Here is an 18018-nt window from a genome sequence, read left to right as displayed (position 1 = left end):
CGACGACTGTCATGATTGGCACAACCGTCGCCCCGACGTAATCAATGGAAACCTGGTTGCCTAATCCAAGAAGGTGGTCACGTCGGCTTTGGATTTGCGAACGCCATCGGATTCACGATAGACCGACAGCAGTGCGGATGGGTCGATCATTCGCCAAGCAGGCAAGCTGCCAAAAATGGTGGTCAGCAATACGCCGCCACGAAGTGCCCATAACACATAACCGACGGACGCGAGTCCCGCACCGACCCCGAGTCCACCGAGCTCGCCGGCCCCGAAGAACGTCGAGTCTTCCGGCGGTCCTCCGTCCGCGTTGTTCCATTCGGTCCACTGGATCGCTTGCACCAAATCGACGACCAACAGTTGATCAAGCATTTGAGACATTTGAACGTTGCCTCGTTTCATATGCATGCTCGAGGAGCCGCCCCATGAAAATCCTTGTCTCTCCAAGCCATGATCCGATTCTTCTTGGTTGCTGTCCGTCATTTGGATGGTTGAGTCGCGACTTACCGAAGCCGTGGACTGTTTGGATTGTCCTTTTTCGTTGGACGCATCGTCGCTCTGATTCGGAGTGGTGACGTTCGCGGGAACGAGGGGGACCGCCCCTGTCGTCGATCCAGCATCGACATCGCTACTGTCTCCGTCGCCCGAGTCACCGCCGGACGTGTCTCCGCTGCCGCTCGTGTCGCCGTTGCCATCGCCAGATCCGCTGTCACCGGAGCCGCTGTCGCCTGAACCACCGCTGCCCGATCCGCCGCTGCCTGATCCACCGCCAGCTCCGGCACCCGCTTGAACAGTAATCGACACCGTTGCAATGTTGTCGCTCAGCATACTGCCGTCATCGCTGCGATAAGTGAAGGAATCGATGCCGAAAAAGCCAGCGGTCGGAGTGTAGGTGATCACTCCATTGACATCGATTGACAACGTGCCATTGGATGGACCTGTGACGAGCACGAGTCTCAATGCATCACCGTCGGGATCGGTGTCGTTGGCGATCGGATCAGGCGTCGTCAATGAAATCGATTGTCCAGAGATGGTGCTATAGGAGTCGTCTACTGCAACGGAGGACTCGTTGATATCAAGAATATCAATCGTGTAGGTTTGGAACACTTCGCTGCCGTCCGCCGAAACACTTCGTACAGTGACATCATGCGACGTATCGACTTCGTAGTTGAGTGGTGCGGCAGACGCGGTTACGATTTGGCCTGTGTTAGCGTCGATCTCGAAACGTCCACCCGCATCGTCCACCAGGGTGTGAGTGATCGTGCTGTTACTTGCATCGGCGTCGACGGCCCCTACGGTAATTCCAACGTAGACGCCCCCACTGGCATTCTCATCGACTTGATTCGCCGATGCATCCGAATCACCCAACGCCACGACGTCATATTCATCCACATCGTTGATCGTAACGGTGAACGTTTCCAAGTACGTTCCGCCTGCTGTGTCGGTCACTTCGACAGTGATATCGTGTTGCGTGTCGGTTTCGTAGTCGAGTCTGCTGGAATCCAACACCACGACGTTTCCAGAACTGTCAATGTCGAACCGACCGCTGGCGTCATCCGTCAATCGATACGACGCAGTGTCTCCTGAATCGACATCGCTCGGCGAGACCGTGCCGACGACCTGTCCATTTGCCAGGTTTTCATCAATCGTCATTCCTGTCGCTGTCAGATCGTTCGGGGCGTCGTTCACGCCTTGGATCGTGATCGTGATCTGTTGAGTAGACGATGCTCCTTCACTGTCGACCATGGTGTAGGTGAAAACGTCTTCGAGAGTGTCGGCGGACGTACGAAGTGCTTCCACCGACGAATTGCCGTTATCCACGTTGTAGACGTAGTTTCCATCGCTTTGGATCGTCACGCTGCCGTACAAACCAGCCACGCTCGCGCCGACCGACCCGACAGCATTTACGGCGTTACCCGCCACCACACCACTGACCGATTTCGAGTCGGTTGTGTCGACGTCGGTGTCATTGGCCAGCACGTTACCGGTTGGATCGACACCGGAAGTTGAATTGCTGATGCCGCCGGCTTCTGTGGCCGTTGCCGTGTCCACGCCAGCAACAGGCGCGTCATTCGTTCCCGTGATCGTAACCGTAACGTCTTGTGTGGTCGTGTTGTTGCCGGTGCCACTGTCATCGGTCACCGTGATCGTGTAGGTCGCGGTAATGGTTTCCCCATCGGCCAGGTACTGCACCAAACTATTGTTGAGCGAAAAATCCCATGCGATCGAGCCGTCGTTGGTACCGGTCTGTGTGATACTGACGCTGGTTGCCAACGCGGTTGCCAGCCCCGACGGGATCGCTGGTCCGGTCGTCGTTGTGCCGCTTAATGCAACGCTTGAGTTAATTGTGTCCGTGTCTTCGACTTCGGCAAAAGTTACCGATCCGCTGTCGGTCAAGTTCGGCGTCGTCGCATCTTCGGTAACATTGCCAGTGACATCAACGACAGTAATCGTTGGCTGATCATTAGTCCCCGTGATCGTGACGGTGACATCTTGAGTCGTTGTGTTATTGCCGGTGCCGCTGTCGTCGGTCACGGTGATGGTGTAGGTTGCGGTAATTGTTTCGCCATCGGCGAGGTACTGCACCAAACTGTTGTCGACCGAGAAATCCCAGGCAATCGAACCGTCGTTGGTGCCGGTCTGCGTGAGACTGACCGCGGAGCTTAGTGCTGTGGCCAATCCGGCAGGCACGGTAGGTCCTGTCGTCGTCGTGCCGCTTAACGCAACGGATGAGTTAAGCAAGTCGGTGTCGTCGACTTCGGCAAAGGTGACCGATCCGCTGTCGGTCAGGTTCGGTGTCGTCGCATCTTCGGTCACAGCGCCGGTGACATCAACGACGGTAATCGTCGGCTGGTCGTTCGTTCCGGTGATCGTGACGGTGACATCTTGAGTCGTCGTGTTATTGCCGGTGCCGCTGTCGTCGCCCACTGTGATCGTGTAAGTCGCCGTGATGGTTTCACCGTCGGCGAGGTACTGCACCAAACTGTTGTCGACCGAGAAATCCCAGGCAATCGAACCGTCGTTGCTGCCGGTCTGCGTAAGATTGACGCTGGATGCCAACGCGGTGGCCAGTCCCGATGGGATCGCAGGTCCCGTGGTCGTTGTGCCACTCAGTGCGACCGACGAGTTGATTAGGTCGGACTCGTCGACTTCGGCAAAGGTGACGCTGCCGCTGTCGGTCAGGTTCGGTGTCGTAGCGTCTTCGGTCACGGCGCCGGTGACATCCACCACGGTGATCGTCGGTTGATCATTGGTGCCAGTGATCGTGACGGTGACGTCTTGGGTCGTCGTGTTGTTACCCGTCCCACTATCATCGGTCACCGTGATCGTGTAGGTCGCGGTAATGGTTTCGCCATCGGCGAGGTACTGCACCAAACTGTTGTCGACCGAAAAATCCCAAGCGATCGAACCATCGTTGCTGCCAGTTTGCGTGATGCTGACGCTGGATGCCAATGCCGTCGCCAATCCCGATGGAATCGCAGGTCCTGTGGTCGTCGTGCCGCTCAATGCGACCGACGAATTTAGCAAGTCAGTATCGTCAACTTCGGCAAAAGTCACGCTGCCGCTGTCCGTCAAGTTCGGTATCGTCGCGTCTTCAGTCACGGCACCAGTGACATCCACCACGGTAATCGTCGGTTGATCGTTAGTCCCGGTAATCATGACAACGACGTCCTGTGTGGTCGTGTTGTTGCCAGTTCCGCTGTCGTCGGTCACGGTGATGGTGTAGGTCGCCGTGATAGTTTCGCCATCGGCGAGGTATTGCACCAAACTGTTATCAACCGAGAAATCCCATGCGATCGAACCGTCATTGGTGCCGGTTTGCGTGATGCTGACACTGGAGGCCAACGCGGTTGCTAGTCCAGATGGAATCGCTGGTCCCGTGGTCGTTGTTCCGCTCAATGCGACGGACGAATTGAGCAAGTCAGTGTCGTCGACTTCCGCAAAAGTCACGCTGCCGCTGTCAGTCAGGTTCGGTGTCGTCGCGTCTTCCGTCACGGCGCCAGTGACATCAACCACGGTAATGGTTGGCTGGTCGTTGGTTCCCGTAATCGTGATGGTGACGTCTTGAGTGGTTGTGTTATTGCCGGTGCCACTGTTATCGGTCACCGTGATCGTGTACGTCGCGGTAATGGTTTCCCCATCGGCCAGGTACTGCACCAAATTGTTGTCGACCGAAAAATCCCAAGTGATCGAACCGTCGTTGCTGCCAGATTGAGTGAGACTGACGCTGGATGCCAACGCGGTTGCCAGCCCCGACGGGATCGCTGGACCGGTCGTCGTTGTGCCGCTTAATGCAACGCTCGAGTTAATTGTGTCCGTGTCTTCGACTTCGGCAAAAGTTACCGATCCGCTGTCGGTCAAGTTCGGCGTCGTCGCATCTTCGGTAACATTGCCAGTGACATCAACGACCGTTATCGTTGGCTGATCATTAGTCCCCGTGATCGTGACGGTGACATCTTGAGTCGTCGTGTTATTGCCGGTTCCGCTGTTGTCGGTCACGGTAATGGTGTAGGTCGCGGTAATTGTTTCGCCATCGGCGAGGTACTGCACCAAACTGTTGTCGACCGAGAAATCCCAGGCGATTGAGCCGTCGTTGGTGCCGGTCTGCGTGAGACTGACCGCGGAGCTTAGTGCTGTGGCCAATCCGGCAGGCACGGTAGGTCCTGTCGTCGTCGTACCGCTTAACGCAACGGATGAGTTAAGCAAGTCGGTATCGTCGACTTCGGCAAAGGTGACCGATCCGCTGTCGGTCAGGTTCGGTGTCGTCGCATCTTCGGTCACGCCGCCGGTGACATCAACGACGGTAATCGTCGGCTGGTCGTTCGTTCCGGTGATCGTGACGGTGACATCTTGAGTCGTCGTGTTGTTACCGGTGCCGCTGTCGTCGCCCATCGTGATCGTGTAAGTCGCCGTGATGGTTTCACCGTCGGCGAGGTACTGCACCAAGCTATTGTCAACCGAGAAATCCCAAGCGATTGAACCATCGTTGGTGCCGGTCTGCGTGATACTGACACTCGATGCCAGCGCGGTCGCCAGCCCCGACGGTATCGCAGGTCCCGTTGTCGTCGTTCCACTCAATGCGACGGACGAGTTGATTAGGTCGGACTCGTCGACTTCGGCAAAGGTGACGCTGCCGCTGTCAGTCAGGTTCGGTGTCGTGGCGTCTTCGGTGACCGCGCCAGTGACATCAACGACCGTAATCGTTGGCTGATCATTGGTCCCCGTGATCGTGACGGTGACATCTTGAGTCGTCGTGTTGTTACCCGTCCCACTGTCATCGGTCACCGTGATCGTGTAGGTCGCGGTAATGGTTTCGCCATCGGCGAGGTACTGCACCAAACTGTTATCAACCGAAAAATCCCAAGCGATCGAACCATCGTTGCTGCCAGTTTGCGTGATGCTGACGCTGGATGCCAATGCCGTCGCCAATCCCGATGGAATCGCAGGTCCCGTGGTCGTCGTGCCGCTTAGTGCGACACTCGAGTTGATCAGGTCAGTATCGTCAACTTCGGCAAAAGTCACGCTGCCGCTGTCGGTCAAGTTCGGTGTCGTCGCATCTTCGGTCACGGCACCAGTGACATCGACCACGGTAATCGTCGGCTGGTCATTGGTTCCCGTAATCGTGACAACGACGTCCTGCGTGGTCGTGTTGTTGCCAGCTCCACTGTCATCGGTCACGGTGATGGTGTAGGTCGCCGTGATCGTTTCCCCATCGGCAAGGTACTGCACCAAGCTGTTGTCAACCGAGAAATCCCAGGCAATCGAGCCGTCGTTGGTGCCGGTTTGTGTGATGCTGACGCTGGATGCTAACGCCGTTGCCAGCCCCGACGGAATCGTAGGTCCGGTGGTCGTCGTGCCACTCAGTGCAACCGATGAGTTGATTAGATCCGTCTCGTCGACTTCCGCAAAGGTAACGCTGCCGCTGTCAGTTAGATTCGGCGTGGATGCGTCTTCCATGACCGCACCGGCGACATCGACCACCGTGATTGCCGGTTGATCGTTGGTGCCTGTGATCGTCACCGTAATTGTTTCAGTGTCACTGAGCGGTGTGCCATCGTCGTCTGTAGCGCTGACGGTGTAGGTCAGGATCAAGGTTTCGCCGTTGGCCAAGAAATCGAATGCTTCGCTCCCACTGTTGAAGTTCCAGGTCAACGTGTTGGTGGTTTCGTTGCCATCGAGAATCGCAGTCGGAGTGACCGACAAGAAACCTTTCAATGTCGTATTCGTCAAACTTCCTGGTACGCTGCCGCTTCCCGTCCCACTGATCCCAACCGACTCGACGGCTGCAGTGACCAAGTCGGAAGTATCTTGATCCGTCACAGTGAACGCACCACTGCCCGTCAATCCGGCATTGGTTTCAGTCAGGCCGAGTGTATCGGGACCGCCGGTAATCACTGGGGCATCGTTGGTACCCGTGATGGTGACGGTGACGGTTTCAGTATCACTGAGCGGAGTCCCGTTGTCGTCGGTCGCACTGACGGTATAGGTCAGGACCAAGGTTTCGCCGGTAGCCAGGAAGTTGAACGCTTCGCTACCGCTATTAAAGTTCCAGGCGAGGGTGGCGCTGTTCTCGGTTCCATCGAGAATGGCGGTGGGCGTGACGGTCAGAAAACTTTGCAGCGTGTTGTTGTCTAAACCAGCGGGCAGGCTGCCCGATCCCGTGCCGCCAACAGAAACCGAATCAACGGCTGCGGTGACGTTGTCAGTCGTATCCACGTCACTGACGGTGAACGAGCCGCTTCCCGTCAGACCGGCATCGGTTTCGGTCAAACCAAGTGAATCGGGTCCACCGGTAATCACAGGTGCATCATTGACGGCATCGACGGTGACATTGGCAACCGTCGTGCTGCCACCGAGCCCCGTGTCGTTGCCAGACGTCGACGCCTGGATCGTAAAGTTGCCAGTACCGCTGAAATCGGCATCAGGTGTGAACTTCAGTCCGGCGGTACCTTCGGCCACGGTAATGAACGAACCGTTGGTGATCTGCGTCACCCCATCATTCTTGTACAGCGTGCCGTTGGTGATACCAGTGATTTTAAAATAAGTCACCTCCGCACCATCGGCTGCATTCCGCGAAATCACCAACCCACTGGTCGATTGGGTGTCTTCGTCTGTGGTCGCGTCAGTTACCGAAGGGGTATCGGCGACCGGATTGATCGTCAGGCTCGCCGTGTCAGTGTTGGAAGAAAATGCGGTGGTTCCGCCGGACAGCGAAGTCGTTACGGCGATTTGGACATTGTCGACCAGGATTTCTTTTCCGCCGCCGTTATTGTCGTAGAAACGGATTTGTGTGTTCGATGCGGTGTATGCAGAAATGTCGAAACTCTTCGTCCCCGTTGCCGTTCCCGATGTGACCGCTAACAGTGTCGTCCATGTGCTGCCGCCATTGGACGAGACTTGAGCATGAATCGCTCCGCCTCCTCCCAGATTGTTGGTGGTCAGATCAAAGGAGAGTGTTGCCGTGGTCGCAGCACTTAAGTTGGCCTCGCGATAGACATATTTCGTTGCACTGGATTCACCGACATTCAGCAAACCGCCGGAGATAAAGTATTTACCTCCTGACGCACCGCCACCGCCGCTGTCGTTTTCGATCCAATCGGTTGACCACGAAAGCGAACCATTGTTATTGCTGTACGAAATCGCGCTGAACGTGTCCAAATACGTGTCCGACGTGAAGCTCGTGTCGGCAAAACCACCGTTACTGCCAGTGGTTTGATCCCAGGCTCGGAAGGTAATGGCGTTGGCGAGGGTTCCATGATAGTCCGCATTGGGTTGGAAATAGACTCGCGTGTCGGCATCGGCGGATAGCAAACGGGCGTTGGCATCGGAAACCGCACCCAACGCGTTCCAGTTGCTGCCGTTATCGATCGAGTAGAACCAGGTTCCATAGGTGGTATCGACTGCCGTGATCGCGATCCCTAACGCCGCACCGCTGTCTGCATCACTGACATTGTCCACCTCGCCCGCTGGACTTGAAAAATCGACCAGCGATGACACCAACGTTCCGACGGTTCCCGAGGGGGCACCCGCGTCTTCGTTTGTTGCATCCAGCGCCGGGTTCTTGCTGTTGTCAAGTACCGGAGCCGCATTGGCGTCCACCACCGTGATACTCGCGGTTTCGCTCGCGGTACTGAACGCGGTCGCGTCGCCGTTGACCGAAACATTGACTTTGGTTCCCTCGGTGCCGCTGGTTTGGTCCCAGGCACGGAACGTGAAGCTGGCGGTGGTTCCATTAGCCGGATTGGGAACGAATCGAACCAGATCGGTATCGCGCAGCAGCAATGCAGATGAATCGGTAACCGTCCCGACCGCGTTCCAGGAACTTCCCCCATCGGTGGAATATTGCCAGGTTCCGTTGCCGCTGGACAGCGACGTAATCGCGATTCCCTCGCTGTCGCCAGTATCAGGATCGGTGATGCGGTCGCCACCCGCGCTGGCGATGATCGAAGCGACCGACTGACCGTCGTTATCGGTCTGGTACTTCGTGATTGTGGACAGGATCACGGTGCCCGAGTTATCAAGCACGGGGGCATCGTTGACGGCCGTGATGTCGACGTTTACCGTGCCAAGATTGATATCGGTGCCGCCCCCCGAGCCGGTGTTGCCGTTGTCGTTGACCTTGACCACGATCGAGTCTGCGTTGTCCCCGTTGAGGTTCGCGGTCGAGTGCAGGTATTGGATGTTGCTGGCGGAATCGAGATAGGTGTTCAGGTTCGCGAGCGCCCCGGTCAGCGTCAGAGTTCCGCTACCGCTGCCACCAATCGTGACGCCACCGCCGCTTGCCGCCGATAAATTGCCGCCGGTCGCGGTGGTTAACGTGATCGTCAAATTTCCTCCGCCATGATCGACATCATTGAGGTTGATTTGTGACAGATCGACATCACCACTCACGTTTTCAGTCACCGTGATATCACTTGGCAGCCCGCCGGGATTCGTCGGATCGTCGTTGATCGCGGTGATGTTGATCGTCTGGCTCGCCGAACCTTCTTCGCTGCTTCCGTCCGCGGTCAGTCCCGGATCGGCGCCGGTGTTGCCGCTGTCATTCACCGTGACCGTAATCGTGGTCGATGCACTCGGTGTGTCGCTGCTGTTTAAATACGTGATCGTGCCGGTGCTCGCGCCAGTTAGCAGGTTGTCAAGTTGGCTCAGTGTGCCAGTGATCGTGACGGTCCCGGTGCCATTGCCACTGCTGATCGAAACGCCCGAGTCGCCTGCGGCAACCGAGATCGCTCCTTCGCCGACATCGATCGTGGCCGTCATCGTACCACTGGCCGCATCGACATCGGTCACGGTGAAACCGGTGCCCTGGATCGCAAATCCGACCTGTTCGGTCGCTGCTAGAGCACTGCCCGGTGCAATGACAACAGGGGCGTCGTTGATTGCTACGACTTTGACCGTGGCATTTTCGGTCGTGCTTGTTCCACCATCGCCATCGGTGATGGTGATGTCGATAGTGCGATCGGTCGTGTCAGGGGTCTGTGAAGTGCTAAAGAATCCGATGCGACGTGCAACAGCTTGTACATCCGCCGCGTCGGCTGCCGCTGTGAACGTCACGACCAAATCACTGGCTGCGCCGACCCCACCGCTGACACTCGCGACGGTGATGCCGTCAATCTTGACGTCCAAACCTGCAATTTCGATCTCGCCAGCACCGGTGCCTTGATGAATGATGGCGAGATTGTCCGTCGCTTGTCCGCTGTTGTTATGAACGGTCAAGACGCCGCCGTCGAAATCGACACCATCGGCATCGGTAACGGTGATCGTTGGGTCAATCAGCTGGAATGGGTCGTCTTCGGTATAAGTCGCGTCCGGTCCGTTGGCTGTCAAAATGGGTTTTGTGTTGACAGCGCGAGATTGGCCAAACTCCGATGTGACGCTGGCCCCGCTATTGGTTGCTGTCGCGATCAGCGTGTCGGAGACCGTCAATCCGCTCACCGCCAAATTGCCCGAGAACAATCCGTTGGCGTCGGCGATCAGGAAGCCGAGATAGGTCAACGCACCGTTTCCATCACTGGTGAAAAACTCAACGCGAGCACCGGCAAAATCCGTGTCGCCCAACGACGAAATCCCGATAAACCCATCAAGCGACAACGTCGTACCCTGAAGATTCGACGTTGTGATCGTGGGCGAGTCCATGCCGTCGTTGCCTTCGGTGGCAACGATGTCGCCGTCGTTGGCGGACGCGCCGTCATCGTTGATGTCGATCTGGAGACCGGTATTGCTGTTGATCGCGTTGCCAAGTAACGATGCTTCACCGTCTGGCAGAATGGCGACTCCACTGGCTGTATTGAAATGGATGGTGTTGGCGGTGTCGTCTGCGGTCCCACCAATGATGTTGCTAACCGATCCACCACGCACGCGGATGCCATCGTTTTGAGAGGTACCCGACATACCGATTTCATTGCCGGCGATCGTGGTAAAGTCACCGTAAACGTCGATCCCAATATCGTTGTCTGCGATTAAGTTGCCTTCATCGGCATCATTGTTTCCATCGCCATCGGTTCCGATGATTGTGTTGTTGCCCGACACGAGAATACCGGCGCCCAGGTTACCACGGCCCATTGTGCCGGTAACATTCGTTCCGATAAAGTTACCTTGAATGATCGTCCCGTCAGCGCCACTGATGGAGATTCCGTGTCCTCCAGAATCCGAGATGACGTTGCGTGCCGCTGCTGTCGCACCCCCGATCAAATTGCCTGCCGAGCTGACGATTGCCATCCCGTCGCCGGCGTTACCGACGTCACCGCGAAGACCACTGTTGTACAGCTGGGTGAGTTCAGTCGCACTTAACACGCGACCATGCACTTGAATCTCATCCATCAACCCGCCGTACTGACTCGTACCTACAGCCGCACCGCCGACGGTGAATTTGCCGCCGGTGGGATCGCTGAATTCGCCAGTGTAGGAAAAGGTCGATGCCACAGCTCCGTCAACCGAGAGTGTGATCGTGTTACTGGCGCCGTCATGAGTCACCGCGACGAAGTGCCACTGGGAATCGTCTAATCCGGTGCCGTGAGATACGACTTGATTCGTCAATGCAGCAGTGTCCACACGGACCCGGACTTCTCCGCCAGGATCCAAGTGAATCGTGTACCCTTGTCCGTCCGCAAACTCTCGCGCCATCAGGCTCGGATACGCAGTCGTATCATCCGCGTTGAACCAAAACGTGTTGGTCCACTGTTCTTGATTGAATTCGTCCGGGTCAACAGCGTCAATGGTGCCCGTTGCACCGAAGTCAAATGCGTTTCCAATGATTCCATCGGTGTACGCAATCGTCCCGGTCGTCGTCATCGCGGCGAGCCCACGAGCATCCTCAATGCTGTTCTCGCCTTGCATATAAGCGACTTGCGAGGTCAATGTCGGTGACTTGCCTCCAAACTGAGCGTTGTAACTCGCCGAGATATCTTCGGCGGAAAGGGCACGCCCGAAAACTGCGGCTTCGTCGATTTTGCCTTGGAAAAACTCGCCGTTATATTCGGGGCTGACCTGCCCCAACACAAGATTGGCATTGGGACGGATTGTTTGCGTAACTGTCGTCGTTGTGCTCGCAACCAAAACACCGTCAACATACAAACGCAGGGTGTTTCCGTCACGCATCCCCACGATGTGATGCCATCCCGTTGTCAGTGCCGAAGATGAACTAATCGACGCAAAATTACCATCGACCATAATGTCAAATGCGGCATGTCCATCCAATGCACCTCCTTGGCTCGATTTAAGTGAGACGAGATCCCGTCCACCGGCACCGGGTGTGCTGATATCGTCTCGGCTGATGATTCGTTTGTCGCCAACATTGGTGGTCGCATCGACTTCGACCCATGCCTGCATCGTGAAGCTATTTAGGTCAAATTCCGGACCCTGTCCCAAATCGATGTAGTCGTCTACGCCATCGAACTCGAACGCTTGGCCGACGATACCGTCGGACACGGTCGCACCATTAACCAAAACGCCGTCATTGTTGCTGACGATGTCGTTTGCCCCATCATCCGCGTTCCAACCGCCGATTGCTCCGCCGATCACGCCGCTGCCATCCGGTCGCAAGCCGATGATATTGCCCTCGATCGTATTGCCGCCCGCTCCAGAGATGTGAATCCCATCGCCATCGAAACCCGTGATGACCAGCCCGCGAATCGTGCTACTGCCAGCTGTAATGTTCAACCCGTTCACGCCCGCTCCGGCGACGTCGCCCACCAGTTCAATGACCGGAGTTCCGACGAAGTTGGATTGGGTCGAGCCATCGATGATCACCGCGTCAGTAATCGTGTCGAGCGCCGATGTTAGCGTGATCGTGAATTGGCCGTTTTCGTTGCCGTGATAATTGACATCGGCGGTGGATAGATCGAAGTGAATCGCATCCGGCGTGTTGACATCGATGTTTGCCGTGTTATTGGCGGCGATGATTGCTTCACGCAGACTGATCGCGTTGTCAGCGCCTTGATTTGCGTTGAGCCATTCGATGTCATACGACGCTCCGGCAATGATTCCGCTGTCGTTATTATCCGCTGTGGTCGTGACCACAAGCGAACCCGAGACATCGATAATAGTGACTGAAATCGCTTGCGTGTCGGTCAACGTTCCATCGCTTACTTGCACGATCACATCGTAAATATTGTCGAGTCCAACATCTGTCGGATTCTCAAAGTCGGGTGCCGAAATGAAGGTCAAGACGCCTGTGGAGGAATCAATATCGAACTTCGCAGAGTCGTCGCCAACGACAATGCTGTAAACGGGGGCGCCACCGTCGGCATCGGACGAAGTCACCGTGGTAACGGCAGTCACGTTCTCAAAGACATTGATCGCAGCCGTTGAGCCGCCACCATTACTTGTGATCGTCGGAGCGTCGTTGACGGCGTTAACGGTGATCGTGACCGTTTCGGTGGTGGCGTTTGTTCCGTCGGAAGCGTCCACGGTGAAAACGACTTGGTAATCACTCACTTGTTCGAGCGCCGTGAAGGTTGGCTTTTCGGCGTTCACATCGCTCAGCGTGACGGCGGGACCGGAGGTTTGAGTCCAGGTATAAGTCAACGCACTGTTTTCAGGATCAAACGCGGAAACCTCGAGCGTGACAAGATCGTCTTCGTTGACGGTTTGATCGCCAAGATTGGAAAATCCGCTGCCACTGATCACGTTCGCCGCAGTCATCCCGCCCATCGTTCCGTGGTGACCATTGCCGCTGTCGTCGATCACCCCGCCCGCGCCCGTGGTGGCTCCGGTGAACGAGTAGGAAGCGACCAGTCCCGTCTGGGGCCCCGATAATTCATTGAACATGTCTGCGCGAATGGAGGTCTCACTTCGCCCGCCGTTCCAAATTCGGACCTGATCAATCTGGCCTTCAAACTTGTAGCTGGCGTTGTAGCCCCAACCCGAAATTTGAGCGGTGGAGGTGGCGTAGGCGTTGCTGTTGTTCGGCGTGCCTGAAATCTGCGAGAGCGTTTGTTCGACACCATCAATGATCAGTCGACTGCTCGCCGCGTCGCCATTGCGGAAAACGGCGGCTATGTGGTGCCAACCTGTCGCTAATCCCGCATTACTCGTCCCATAAAGATCGCTGTTTGCGGTGTTGAATCCAATGTTACCACCACTGAACCACAAGTCGTAAGCTCCGAACCCAAAGGGTAACACGTTATCCACGCCATCCCAGTTCATCCAGAACTCGACCGTCACATCGGTTCCTGCGGCGGTGTTCACCGGCAATCCCGAAAGCGTGATCGTATCGTCGCCACCTTGGAAATCGATCACTTGGTTCCCGGAATCATCCAAGTCCGAGACCGCAACAATCGTCGGGGCATCGTCGGACCCGTTGATCGTGACCGTCACGGTCGCCGTGTCAGTGCCTCCGTTGCCGTCGCTGACGGTGTAGCTAAACGTGTCGCTCCCGCTCTCGCCGGCCGCAAGATAATCAAAGGCGCCGTTGGGATCGTAGTCGAAACTGCCATCGGCATTGACGGTGACGACGGCACCCGATCCGGTCACGACGGGGCTGCCGACGTTCGCAGCCGATCCCTGCACCTGGCTGACATTCAAGGTGTCACCGTCACCGTCGATATCGTTGCGAAGTACGCCACTGCTCGCTGCGATGCTGATCGCTGTGTTCTGATCGGTGGAATACCCAGTCCATGTGGGGCCGTCGGTCAGCGTGCCGTTAGCCGAGTTACCGGTCAAATCGTTGACGTCGACACCGGAACCTTCATTGAAATTCCAGTAGCCCGCCAATCCTGGTTCAGTCCCAGTCAGGGTGGTGTCAAGATTGTTTTGGATTTCCGTTTGCGTACGAACGGTGCTCCAGACCCGAACGTCGTCGATTTCTCCGGTGAAGTAGTTCCCCGCCGGATTGTTCTCGCGGCCACCCACTCGCAGGTCATCCTTGTCCAAGTGCGCATCGCCAATCGCACCCGAGCCATAATACGTCTCGATATTATTTCCGTTGACGTAGGTATTGATGGTCCCATTGTCATAGGTGACCGAGACGTGCGCCCACTGGTTCAATTGCAAGACATGGCCCGTGTCATGCCAGCTCCAACTGGGGTCGGAGTTGGCGAAGGCCCACATCAGGCTGCCAGTTGAAGAGATCCCGATTTCATATTCACCTTCTTTATTCAGCAGGATGCTCGAGGAAACAGGATACGCCGTCGGACGAGCCCACACTTCCATCGTCATCGTGTTGGTGAAGACAAGATCTGTGTCACTTCCCAAACTGACATAATCATCGACTCCATCGAATGAAATCCCGTGATGGTCGTCCACCGCGATCGGTGCATCGGGGACTGCAGTAACGACAAGCGATGCCGTATCCGTTGCGGCCGAGAATGCGGTCGGAGCAGAGAGATCTTCGGCCAAGAAGTTGTCGATGCCCCACGTGGGCCGAAGATGGCCACCGCCCGCGACTCCGTTGAAATCACCAAAATACATTCCCCATGTGCCGCTGGCGGTCAGCGTGTTGTCGGCCGAACTGAGGACTTCCACGCCGTTGCGGTAGATCTTCTTGGCGTCGTCTGTGATTTCAAGCTTGAACGTATCAGAAGCAGAGATGGTCAGATCGATACTTGCCAGAACGGTGCGAACGCCACCTTCCAGCTTCGACAGCTGTAGGCTGTCCTGGGCATGAGTATTGGGCAGGATCTGCAAATAGTAGAAGTTGTCGTTGTCGACTCGCCGTCCGAAAACACCCACCGGCTTGGTGCCGTCAGTCGTATCGATGGCCGACAGCGTGAAACTAATCGCTTGATCCGCGCCGGTGGGAGCGGGATCGAGTGTGTAAGCCTGCCCCACGTCGTTTTGATCGGACCCACCGTGAACGGTGTCTAACGATGCGTCGATGGTCGCATCGGTCGTGGCACTGCTTGTGTCATAAATTTCGGTCCACCCGGTTCCGTTGTCCGGTGTGTGGGCGGTGATGGCGATATTGGAAGCTGCAGTGAATGTGTCATTGAGCGACGAACCGCCGCTGCCCGTCGTATCGGCGAGCGATCCGTTGCTACCGCTGGTTTGATCCCAGGCCCGGAAGGTGATCGCATCAGCGATGGTGCCGTTGTAGTTGGCATTGGGCTGGAAGTAGAGCCGCGTGTTGGCGTCGGCCTCTAATAGCAGGGCGCTTGTGTCCGAGCGACTTCCGACAGCAAGCCAATTGGAGCCATTGTCGGTTGTGTAGTACCAAGTCCCGTTAGCGGAATTGGTTCCCGTAACGGCAATACCGAGCTCTGCGCCAGAGTCGGGGTCGGTGACGTTGTCAACCTGACCGCTCGGGGTGGCGAAGTCGACCAAATCGGATATCAAGGTTCCGACCGCTCCCGACGGAGCCCCCGCGTCTTCGGTGATCGGATCAAACGCGGGGCTCTGCGACGCATCAAGCGTGGGCGCGGTATTGACGGCTTCCTGAATCGAGATCCCGCCGGCCGCCCAGTTGTCGCTTCCAGACCAAGTCCAGTCCATGACTACCGAGGTCGCACCCGCTTCGGTGCTTCCGCCGCCGTTGATGTCACCGCCCCCGAGAAGGTCCCAGTGTTCGGTTTGACCTGCGCCGGGAACCAAGTTGTAGTCTGCCGCGTCATCCACCGCGATCGCTGCAAAAACCAGGTCACCGGGGGCAGATGACACCGTGACCGATCCGGTGCCGCCGGACGCCCCCGCCCCCGACGCAAACGCACCCAATGGTGTCGATTGATCGACTCCGGTAAATGTCATCACGCCAGCCGTATTGCCATCCGTCGTGCCGTTGACGGTGATGTTGACGCTATGCGTTCCCAAGCTGGGATTCACCAACGACCAGATGTAGACGACGGCGTCGCCATTGGATTGTGTGCCTTCGAGAGTTAGATTACTGCCGTTGTAGGTGACCGAGGTGACTGCGTTGCCAACCCCCTTATTCAATGACACGCCGACAAGCATCAGACGATCGGTGCCCGACGTCGTGTGTGTGATGGAAAAGTTCCCGCCGGTGCTCGTGCCTGTCGAAGTCGCGTCGATCGCAACGCTCATCAGCCCGACCCATTGCTCCTGTAAGTCGGAACTGGCGAAAACAAGCGTTTCAATCTGACCCGCCTCGTATTCCAGCTGCCAATCACCACCAAAAGGCGCGTAACCGGTGAGGTTCGTGCTGGCAGCAATATCGGTTCCGGTTAAAACGCTCAGCTGGTCAACCAGCTGAATCCCCCCGGGACTCGCGGCCAAATCGCAGCCGTAGAGCAACAGGTCGCCATCTTCCGAAAAAGCACTCGCCCACTCGCTCAGCTGGTCTTCATAGGCCGCAAGATTGTCGGTGGTGAGCCAGATGTTGCCGAGCCTGACCGCTCCGTCGGCTCCGTGGGAAACAATGTGGACGGCGTCCACGTTGTATTGGCCTCTCAACGTTTCGCTGATCTGATCGATGCCATCGCGAGACTGATCCAATAAGACGACGTCGAAATACCGAGTCCCATCTTGATTGGCGAGCAAGTCGTCAACGAGTTGTTGGTAGCCTTGCGTTGCCGTGTCGACGAATACGATCTCGTGCCTGAGCGGGTTAGCCACTGTCTCACCGGCCAAATTGGAACCGATGGCCGCTGTCGAATCGAGCACGTGATGCCAGTCGGCGTGCACGTCCGAGGAGAAAGCGATTTGCGTTTCGATATTTCCGGTCGAATACTCTAAATCCCAATCTCCGTCCAGTAACGAGCTTCCGGTAGCATCGACACTTGCCGCGACATCGCAATCACATAACGCGGCGAGCGAGTCGATCAGCGTGCGGCCATCCGCCGTACTCGCTAGATTGCTGCCGTAAATCAACAGGTCGGCGCCGGAGTCAAGCGAATTGCCCCACGCTGCGATCTCGCCCGCGTAGTTCGGTGCCGCATCGAGATCCAATCGTGTGTTGCCAAGCTGGATGCCCCGGCCGTCACCGTGACTGAGCAAATGAATTGCATCAACGCTGGTCAAATTGCGAAGCGTCTCGGTGATTTGCAGAATCCCGTCTTGGTCGGCCTGCAAACGGACGATCAGCCACTGCGTTTGATCTTCGGATCCATCGCGGAGATTCGCAAGTAACGTCTCTGCATCTTCCACACCTGCATCGACAAAGACGACTTCGATCGGTTGTGCGGGATCCAGAACCACCGCTTCGGCCACATCGACGGTGCCAATATCGCTGACACCCGCGTCGGGGGTCAGCGGTTGTTGGGCTGCGGTTGCACCATCACCAACAACTTCCCCATCGGCATCGGCAAGCTGACTCAACAGTGCCGACTCGAGATCGAAATCAATGTCCATCGACCCATCGAGACCATCGAGACCGTCGCCGCTAAGCAGGATACGATCTTCGAGAGGGTAAAAGTCGAATTCGCGACTCATCGATTTCAGTCCACAAGGATTCGTCGTCGGGCAAGCTACCGCGGCGGCCTCGTCGCAACTCCTTCGCGTGGTGCGAAACGAAACTCCCATCTTAGTGGGGTATGCAGAGGTCTAGTACTTATCTTCGCCCTCTTGAGCGTTGACTTCTACAATCAGAGAAAGAAACCGGATTGAGGCGACGTTGCGGATAATGCC

At 56.7% G+C, this 18018-nt stretch carries 1 protein-coding gene; it reads right to left on the bottom strand.

Annotated elements, in window-relative coordinates:
• Positions 1–60 precede the first annotated feature (60 nt).
• Positions 61–17823, bottom strand: a complete 17763-nt coding sequence (locus ABD971_RS00625) for a VCBS domain-containing protein (RefSeq protein ID WP_345318442.1) — start codon at positions 17821–17823, stop codon at positions 61–63.
• Positions 17824–18018: the final 195 nt, after the last annotated feature.

Source organism: Novipirellula rosea (genome assembly GCF_039541335.1).
GTDB lineage: Bacteria > Planctomycetota > Planctomycetia > Pirellulales > Pirellulaceae > Novipirellula > Novipirellula rosea.
Note: the sequence above shows the minus strand (reverse complement) of the source record. Positions and strands in the feature narration are given on the sequence as shown.